The organism is Martinezella lusitana (assembly GCF_014207095.1).
GTDB lineage: Bacteria > Pseudomonadota > Alphaproteobacteria > Rhizobiales > Rhizobiaceae > Rhizobium > Rhizobium lusitanum_B.
This window is the reverse complement of the sequence record NZ_JACHBG010000005.1, coordinates 433053-441958: the sequence shown is the minus strand read 5'-3', so window position 1 is coordinate 441958 and position 8906 is coordinate 433053. Positions and strand designations below refer to the sequence as shown.

The 8906-nt window shown below is 61.6% G+C and carries 6 protein-coding genes; 4 read left to right on the top strand and 2 right to left on the bottom strand.

Annotation, left to right across the window (positions count from 1 at the left end; all coding sequences use genetic code 11):
* The first annotated feature begins 447 nt into the window (after positions 1-447).
* From hrpB to GGD46_RS14700, 3 genes are all read left to right on the top strand, one after another.
* Positions 448-2937: an ATP-dependent helicase HrpB gene (gene hrpB, locus GGD46_RS14710; protein ID WP_184705019.1), complete on the top strand. Its 2490-nt coding sequence runs from the start codon at positions 448-450 to the stop codon at positions 2935-2937.
* A 2-nt stretch (positions 2938-2939) separates the two neighbouring features.
* Positions 2940-4277, top strand: a complete 1338-nt coding sequence (locus GGD46_RS14705; protein WP_184705017.1) for an ActS/PrrB/RegB family redox-sensitive histidine kinase — start codon at positions 2940-2942, stop codon at positions 4275-4277.
* A gap of 75 nt (positions 4278-4352) precedes the next feature.
* On the top strand, positions 4353-4940 hold the full coding sequence (locus GGD46_RS14700) for an ActR/PrrA/RegA family redox response regulator transcription factor (RefSeq protein WP_184705015.1): 588 nt from the start codon (positions 4353-4355) through the stop codon (positions 4938-4940).
* 58 nt (positions 4941-4998) lie between these two features.
* On the opposite strand, the gene GGD46_RS14695 is transcribed toward GGD46_RS14700, so the two are convergent.
* Positions 4999-5487, bottom strand: a complete 489-nt coding sequence (locus GGD46_RS14695) for an MmcB family DNA repair protein (RefSeq protein WP_184705013.1) — start codon at positions 5485-5487, stop codon at positions 4999-5001.
* A 179-nt stretch (positions 5488-5666) separates the two neighbouring features.
* On the opposite strand from GGD46_RS14695, the gene GGD46_RS14690 reads away from it, so the two are divergent.
* Entirely contained in the window at positions 5667-6341 is a 675-nt protein-coding gene (locus GGD46_RS14690) for a L,D-transpeptidase (RefSeq protein ID WP_004127592.1), read from the top strand.
* A 269-nt stretch (positions 6342-6610) separates the two neighbouring features.
* On the opposite strand, the gene GGD46_RS14685 is transcribed toward GGD46_RS14690, so the two are convergent.
* Positions 6611-8779 carry a malate synthase G gene (locus GGD46_RS14685; protein ID WP_184705011.1) on the bottom strand — a complete coding sequence of 723 codons (2169 nt, stop codon included), beginning with the start codon at positions 8777-8779 and terminating at the stop codon, positions 6611-6613.
* Between the last annotated feature and the right edge of the window lie 127 nt (positions 8780-8906).

Here is an 8906-nt window from a genome sequence, read left to right as displayed (position 1 = left end):
CGTCAATCAGCATCGCAGCCAATCAAGGAAACACTAGAGCGAAGGTCTTCGTCGCCAGCAGCGCCGCCGCCCTCGTCAGTGATCGGGCTTATAGACCCTACCCATCGAACTAGTCAACACCAGCATTGTAAAAATTCTGACATTTTTGTAAGCAACTGATTTTAATAGGTAATTTTAGGAATGTGTGAAAAATCTGGTGTTTTATACCGGATCCTACGCGTTTTCCGGATTCATTTTACGCCTATTGCCGGAATCGCCCAGATCCGCACCCCAAACCAGCGCAAATCGCGCCGCCTGCGCAGACCCCCGGCCTCTCATTGCCAGCAAAACGCCCAGGACCTAATAGAGATCAAACGAACAGGGGAAGCAAAGCATGTTGCTTCTTCACAAGGAGCGGGCGCAAACGGGTTTGCCACACGAATCCGGCACCACTCTATATAGAGCGATATGGAGCCAGCAGGCGTGACATATAAAGTGCCTCCATTGCCGGAGCTTCCGGTCTCGCATGTGCTTGGCGATATCGGCACTGCGCTTTCCGGCCATGGGCGTGCGGTGCTGTCCGCGCCGCCCGGCGCCGGCAAGACGACGCTGGTGCCACTTTATCTTCTGGGACAGCCATGGCGCGGCGATGGCAGAGTCATCCTTCTGGAACCCCGGCGCCTAGCGGCGAGAGCTGCCGCCGCCCGCATGGCCTCATTGCTCAACGAGCAGGTGGGCGACACTGTCGGCTATCGCATGCGGCTCGACAACCGCATCTCTTCCAAGACGCGGATCGAAGTGGTGACGGAAGGCGTGTTCGCAAGGATGATTCTCGACGATCCCGAACTCTCGGGCATTTCGACCGTCATCTTCGACGAATTCCACGAGCGCTCGCTGGACGCCGATTTCGGCCTGGCGCTGGCGCTCGACGTGCAATCGGCATTGCGGGACGATCTGCGTATTCTTGTGATGTCCGCGACGCTGGATGTCGAGCGGGTCGCCGGCCTGCTCGGGCAACCGCCTGTTATTGAAAGCATGGGGCGAAGCTTTCCGATCGATATCCGCCATCAGGACAGGCCCGCGGGAGAGCGGATCGAGGATACGGTGACACGAGCTATCCTCGATGCGCAAGCCAGCGAACGGGGGTCTATTCTCGCCTTCCTTCCGGGACAAGCCGAGATCACCCGAACGGCGGAGAGGCTTCAAGGCCGGTTCGGACCGGAGACGGTGATTGCGCCGCTCTACGGCAATCTTAGCCAGAAGGAACAGGATGCGGCTATCCGGCCCGCACCGCAGGGCACGCGCAAGATCGTGCTTGCGACCTCGATCGCCGAAACCTCGATCACAATCGACGGCGTGCGTATCGTCATCGACAGCGGCCAGCAGCGGCTACCCGTTTTCGAGGCCTCGACCGGTATCACGCGCCTGGAGACGGTGCGAGTGTCGCGTGCCTCCGCCGATCAGCGTGCCGGCCGCGCCGGGCGAACCGAGCCCGGCATTGCCATTCGCCTTTGGCATCCCGGCCAGACGGCGGCACTCCCCGCGTTTACGCCGCCGCAGATTCTTTCCAGCGATCTCTCGGGTCTGGCGCTCGACCTCGCGCATTGGGGCGTGCAGGACCCCTCGACGCTTGCCTTCGTCGACCAGCCGCCGGCAACCACGCTCGCGGAAGCACGGACGCTCTTACGGCAACTGGGGGCGCTCGACGCCGAAAACGGACTGACGGCGCATGGCCGGCTGATGCGCGAGCTCGCCCTTCCGCCACGGCTGGCGGCCATGGTGATCTCAGCTGCGGAATTCGGCCAGGGGCGCGAAGCGGCGTTGCTGGCTGTGCTGCTGACGGAGCAAGGGCTCGGCGGCCAGAGCATCGATCTCGAGGAAAGGCTGCGCCGCTTCAAGACGGAAAAGGACGAGCGAGCGGAAGCCGCCCGCCGGCTGGCCGGGCGGCTTGCGTCTGCGGCCGGCGGCAATGGCGCCGTCACCACTGCCCCTTCCCTTGCGGGTTCGCTGCTGCTGCACGCCTTTCCCGATCGCATCGCCTTGCAGCGCGGCGGCCGCGGCCGTTTTGTCATGGCCAATGGGCGGGGCGCCGAACTGCCGGAGACCGAACGGCTTGCCGGCTCGCAGATGCTCGTGATCGCCGATCTCACCGGCCGGGCGGCGCAGGCACGTATTCTCGCGGCGGCGGAGATTTCCCGCACTGATGTCGAAGACCATCTGCCAGGCGAGATCCGCACCGAAGATCAGAGCTTTTTCGACAAAGCGAGCCGCCAGGTGCGGGCACGGCGAGCGACGAGGCTCGGCGCCATCATCTTCGAGGAGACGCCTCTGCCCCGCCCCTCCGGCGAGCAGGCTGCCAGGGCGCTGGCCGAGGGGATTCGCGAACTGGGGATCGACGTCCTGCCCTTTTCCAAGGAGGCGGCGCAGCTGCGCGACAGGATCGGCTTCTTGTATAAGACGATCGGCGATCCCTGGCCGGATATGCGCGACGAAGCGCTGCTTGCGCGGCTCGACGAATGGTTCACGCCTTTTCAGAACGAGGCGCGCGGCCTCTCCGATATTTCCGCCGGCGGACTTTCCAACGGGCTGATGGCGCTGGTGCCGCATGAGCTGCAGCGCGATCTCAGCCGGATGGCGCCGACGCATTTCGAAGCACCGACCGGGCAGCGTCATCCCATACAATATGATGGCGAAGAGCCACTTCTGACCATTCGCGTTCAGGAGCTGTTCGGACTGAAGCAGCATCCGGCGGTCGGCGGCGGCAGGCTGCCGCTGCTGTTGGAATTGACATCTCCGGCCCACCGGCCGATTCAGACGACGCGCGACCTGCCGGGCTTCTGGGCCGGATCCTGGAAGGATGTGCGCGCCGACATGCGCGGGCGCTATCCTCGGCATCCCTGGCCGGAAGATCCGGCCGATGCCTTGCCGACCACGCGCGCCAAGCCAAGGGGGACCTGACAATGGCACGATTCTTCCGAGGATTGGAAAAGCTGTCCGAGGCCGAGATCCGGGCGCAGGACGACCATCATAGCAGCCGGCGAGTGAGGTTGCAGACGCTGGTGCGCCTGCGCTGGCTCGCGGTCGGCGGCCAGACTGTCACTGTCATGATCGTCGCCTTCTGGCTGAAATTCCCCATGCCGCTAATGCCGTGCGGCGTGCTGATCGCCTGTTTGGCCTGGATCAACTTCTTCCTGACCCTGCGTTTTCCCCCGACGCACCGGCTGGAACCGCCGGCCGCCTTTGCCCTGCTCGGCCTCGATCTTCTGCAGCTCAGCGGGTTGCTGCTGATTACAGGCGGACTTGCCAATCCCTTCTCGGTGCTGGTCTGCGTGCCCGTCATCATTTCCTTTGCCTCGCAGCCGATTCGCTACAGCGTGACGCTGATCGCGCTTGCGATGATCTGCATCACCGGGCTTGCCTTCTCGCCCTTCCCGCTTCCCTGGTACGAAGGCGTCGCCGTGAACGTTCATAGCGTCATGCAGCTGGGCGTCTGGTGCTCAATCGCCTCGACCATGGCCTTTGCGGCCTTCTACGCCTATCGCGTCTCGATGGAGGCGTCACAGCTTGCCGATGCCCTTTCGGCAACGGAGCTGGTGCTGCAGCGGGAGAAGCATCTGTCGCAGCTTGACGGACTGGCGGCGGCGGCGGCGCACGAGCTCGGGACGCCGCTTGCGACCATCAGCGTCGTCGCCAAGGAGATGGAACGCGAGCTGCGCGAGGACGACCGTTTTCGCGAGGATGTGGCGCTGCTGCGTAGCCAGAGCGAAAGATGCCGCGACATCCTGCGGCGGCTGACGACACTTTCCTCGGAAGACGAAGCGCATATGCGGCGGCTGACGCTGTCTTCGATGATGGAAGAGATCATTGCTCCCCATCGCGAATTCGGCATCGCGCTGGAGCTGATCGAGAAGAGCCCACGCGCCGGCGAGCCGGTACTGTCGCGCAATGCCGGCATCATGTACGGGCTCGGCAATCTGATCGAGAATGCCGTCGACTATGCCCGCAAGACGGTGACCGTCACCGTGGAATACACGACCGACGTGCTGACGATCGTCATCGAAGACGACGGCAGCGGTTATTCGCCCGAAATCCTGGCACGGATCGGAGAGCCCTACGTCACGTCCCGGCAGCGCGACGATACGGCCGGGGGCCTCGGGCTTGGCCTCTTCATTGCCAAAACGCTGCTGGAGCGCTCCGGCGCCGCCCTTTCCTTTACCAATCGCGACCCGGAGACGCCCGGAGCCCGTGTCCGCGTCGAATGGCCGCGCGTGTTGATCGACAGTAATTCGACAAAATGATTTTCACGGCTTACAACAGCCTTGGTCAAAATCGTTAGAATATGCAGGCGGATGGTCGCCGGGATAGAAGATAGAATGACGGAAAAAGAGATCGCAGCCACACATATCGTGGACAAGGATGCCGCGGCCTATATCGGCGCGGATGCGACATTGCTGATCGTCGATGACGACGGCCCCTTTCTGCGCCGGTTGGCGCGTGCAATGGAAACGCGCGGCTTCGCGGTGGAGACGGCGGAATCGGTGGCGGAAGGCGTCGCCAAGACCAAGATCACCCCCCCGAAATATGCGGTCGTCGACCTTCGGCTCGGCGATGGCAACGGCCTCGAGGTCATCGAGGCAATCCGCCAACGGCGCGATGATACGCATATCGTCGTCCTGACTGGGTACGGCAACATCGCGACAGCCGTCACTGCCGTCAAATTGGGTGCAATCGACTATCTGGCAAAGCCCGCCGACGCCGACGATGTCTTTGCGGCCCTAACGCAACGTCCCGGCGAAAAGGCCGAGGTGCCCGAGAACCCGATGTCGGCGGACCGCGTGCGCTGGGAGCATATCCAGCGCGTCTATGAAATGTGCGAGCGCAACGTTTCCGAGACGGCACGCCGGCTCAACATGCATCGCCGTACGCTGCAGCGCATCCTCGCCAAGCGCGCGCCGAAATAACGCAATACCAAGAAAAGCGTGCGGCGGTTTTCCTTGAAGCACCGCCGTCGCTTGAGGGCTATTCCGAGGTGAAGGACTTGCCCGTCGCCCATTCGGCCAACAGCAGGCGCTGGGCCGCTGCGCGGGAGAAGTTCAACGTCACCGATTTGCGCGTCGCCGGCGGGAGGCGATGCTCGGGCGCTTCGCGGATCATGTGGGCGCCATAGCCATCCGATAGAAACAGCCCGCACTCCTCCGGAAATATATCCAGCGGCACCTCCTTGTGCGTGGCGAAGAACAGCCGGTCGCAATGCTGCCGATATTCGGGCCATTTGCGGTCGACGCGGAAATCCTCGATCGAGGTCTTGATCTCGATGATCCAGATCTCGCCCTTCTCGGAAATCGTGATGAGGTCGGCCCGGCGGCCGCTGGCAAGCGGCAACTCGGGCAAGATCGCGTGGCGCATCTCATGCAGTAATAGTTGCACGCCCTTGCGTACAAGCATCGCCCGTTCCGACTGCCGGCCATCTATTAACGGATTGTTATTGTAAACGTTCAAAATCGTCATGAATTGCCTCAAGGACAGGCAAGCATTGTTGCAAAAAAACCATGTCCCTCTAATTTGCGCGGCGACGCTATTTTGTAGCGTCAGAGCAGCTTGCAAAGTTTAGTTTAATGGAAAATAAACCGTAGACAACGATGGTAGATAACCATCCGATCCCCGCCACGAAATTTCAAGAGACTTCCATGCGCATCCGTAATGCTATGACCGCACTCGGCCTTGTCGCAATGCTCGCATCGGCTGGCTATGCCACCACTGCCGCAGCCGCGCCGACCGCTACCGCAAAAACCGCTGCTGAGACCATCAAGACATTCGATGGCGACTATGGCATCACCAGCGACAACGGTTTTCAGCTGCCGGCTATCCCGATCCAGAAGGTAAAGCCGCAGTTCCGCCGCCAGATCGTCGAGTACAAGTCCGACGAGGCTGAAGGTACGATCATCGTCAACACGCGCGAGCGCCACCTCTATTACATCCTCGGCAATGGCGAAGCGATGCGCTACGGCATCGGCGTCGGCAAACAGGGCTTCTCCTGGTCCGGCACCGCCTATGTCGCCTGGAAGCAGGAATGGCCGAGCTGGCATCCGCCGAAGGAAATGGCCGTCCGCCGCCCGGAAATCGCAAAATATGTCGACGGTGGCATGAACCCGGGCCTTTCAAACCCGCTCGGTGCTCGCGCCATGTACCTCTACAATGAAAAGGGCCAGGACACGCTGTTCCGCCTGCACGGCACGCCGGAATGGGCGTCTATCGGTACGGCAGCATCTTCCGGCTGCATTCGCCTGATCAATCAGGACGTGATCGACCTCTACAGCCGCGTCCTGCCGGGCCACAGCACCAAAGTCATCGTTATCCAGTAACTCGCTGGCATCGGAATTGAAAAAAAGGCCGCCGGATCGCGATCCGGCGGCCTTTTTGTTTGGGAAATTCCGGGGCGACGCTACGCCACTCCAACCCATCCTCGTCCTTCGAGGCTCCGCCTTTCACTGCGCGCCTCAGCAGGGGGGCTGATCTCCTCCCCCTCGCCACAAGGGTCTCTCCACCTCATCCCGAGGTGCCTTGCCGTCAAAGCGTCAGCGCAGACGACAAGGCCTCGAAGGATCGAGATGAACCCTCACGGACAGAAGGATCAACCCGCCTGCTTTGCCTTCAGTTCGATACGGCGACGATGCAGAACCGGTTCCGTATAGCCATTCGGCTGCTCGCGTCCCTTGAGCACGAGATCGAGAGCTGCCTGGAAGGCGACGGAGCCGTCGAAATTGCCTGACATGGCGATGTAGTTGGGATCATCGGCATTCTGCTGGTCGACGACGGCGGCCATGCGCTTCATCGTCTCGATGATCTGCGCCTCGCTGATGACCTTATGGTGCAGCCAGTTGGCCATGTGCTGCGCCGAGATGCGCAGCGTAGCGCGGTCTTCCATCAGGCCAACATTGTTGATGTCTGGCACCTTCGAGCAGCCGACGCCCTGATCGACCCAGCGAACGACGTAGCCGAGAATGCCCTGGCTGTTATTGTCGATTTCGCGCTGGATTTCCTCCGGCGTCCAGTTCGGCCGCGAAGCGACCGGCACGGAGAGGATATCGGAGAGCTTGGCGCGGGCGCGGCTCTTCAGGCTCTTCTGCACGTCGGCGACGTTGACGCGGTGATAATGCGTGGCGTGCAGCGTCGCGGCCGTCGGCGACGGTACCCAGGCGGTGTTGGCGCCCGCCTTGGGATGGGCGATCTTCTGCTCCAGCATGGCCGCCATCAGATCCGGCATGGCCCACATGCCCTTGCCGATCTGCGCATGGCCGGACAGGCCGCATTCGAGGCCGATATCGACGTTCCAGTTCTCGTAGGCGCCGATCCAGGCGGCCTGCTTCATGTCGCCCTTGCGGATCATCGGGCCGGCTTCCATCGAGGTATGGATCTCGTCGCCGGTGCGATCGAGGAAGCCGGTGTTGATGAAGGCGACGCGTTCGCGGGCGGCGCGGATGGCCTCCTTGAGGTTGACCGTGGTGCGGCGCTCCTCATCCATGATGCCCATCTTCATCGTGTTTCTGGGCATGCCGAGCAGATCCTCAACGCGCGTGAATATATCGACGGCAAAGGCGACTTCTTCCGGACCGTGCATCTTCGGCTTGACGACATACATCGAGCCGGTACGCGAATTCTTGCGGCGGCCATTCGGGCCGATGTCGTAAAGCGCGATCAGGCCGGTGATGACGCCATCCATGACGCCTTCCGGCACCTCGTTGCCATCGCGGTCGAGAATAGCGGGATTGGTCATGAGGTGGCCGACGTTGCGCACCAGCATCAGCGAGCGGCAATGCAGATCGAAGGTGCTTCCATCCGGCGCGGTGTAGGTCACGTCGGGATTGAGGCGGCGCGTGAAGGTCTTGCCCCCCTTGGCGACTTCTTCCGTCAGATCGCCCTTCATCAGGCCGAGCCAGTTGCGATAGACCTCGGCCTTGTCCTCGGCGTCGACGGCCGCGATCGAATCTTCGCAATCCATGATCGTGGTGATGGCGGATTCCAGGCGGACATCGGAAATGCCGGCCGGGTCGGTCTTGCCGATGGTCGTGGTTGTATCGATGACGATTTCGATATGGATACCGTTCTGCTTCAGCAGGACATGCGTCGGGTTGGCGGGAGCACCGAGGTAGCCGGCGAAATGGCTGCCATCCATGAGCTTCGATGCACCGTTCTTGGTGGCAATTGCAAGGGCGCCATCCTTCACGGCAAGGCCGGTGACGTCCTTCCAGCTTGCGCCGGCGAGCGGGACAGTGGAATCGAGGAAATCGCGAACCCAGGCGATGACCTTCTCGCCGCGCTTGGGATTATATCCTTTGCCCTTCTCAGCGCCGTCGGTCTCGGGGATGGCGTCGGTGCCGTAGAGCGCGTCATAGAGCGATCCCCAGCGCGCATTGGCGGCATTCAGCGCATAGCGCGCATTCATAACGGGAACGACGAGCTGCGGACCGGCGATCTCGGAAATTTCCGGATCGACATTTGCAGTCGAAATCGTGAAGGCCGGACCTTCCGGCACGATGTAGCCGATTTCCCGGAGGAAAGCGTCGTAGGCAGCGAGATCGATGGGAGCGCCATTCTTGCGATACCAGTCGTCGAGGGCCACCTGCATGCGATCACGCTTGGCGAGAAGCTCGCGGTTCTTCGGCGCGAGGTCGTGAACGATCTCGGAGAAGCCTGCAAAAAACGTCTCGGCGTCCACGCCCGAGCCCGGAAGAGCTTCCTTGACGAGAAAATCATAAAGTACCGGTTCGATCTGCAGACCGTTCTTTTCAATGCGGCTCATGCCAAATACTCCTCAAGGCCGTTTCACGGCTCAATTTTCATATGCTGCCACTTTGCGGGTTGTTTCGCTCTCCGTCAATTTGGCAATAATTCGAAAGATTTATGCAACACGGGAAACAATAGCCGGC

Bases quoted from the DNA above. Each gene is read 5' to 3' on its own strand.
- hrpB (WP_184705019.1), top strand. From the start codon at position 448: ATGGAGCCAGCAGGCGTGACATATAAAGTGCCTCCATTGCCGGAGCTT.
- GGD46_RS14690 (WP_004127592.1), top strand. From the start codon at position 5,667: ATGCGCATCCGTAATGCTATGACCGCACTCGGCCTTGTCGCAATGCTC.
- GGD46_RS14685 (WP_184705011.1), bottom strand. From the start codon at position 8,779: ATGAGCCGCATTGAAAAGAACGGTCTGCAGATCGAACCGGTACTTTAT.
- GGD46_RS14695 (WP_184705013.1), bottom strand. From the start codon at position 5,487: ATGACGATTTTGAACGTTTACAATAACAATCCGTTAATAGATGGCCGG.
- GGD46_RS14700 (WP_184705015.1), top strand. From the start codon at position 4,353: ATGACGGAAAAAGAGATCGCAGCCACACATATCGTGGACAAGGATGCC.
- GGD46_RS14705 (WP_184705017.1), top strand. From the start codon at position 2,940: ATGGCACGATTCTTCCGAGGATTGGAAAAGCTGTCCGAGGCCGAGATC.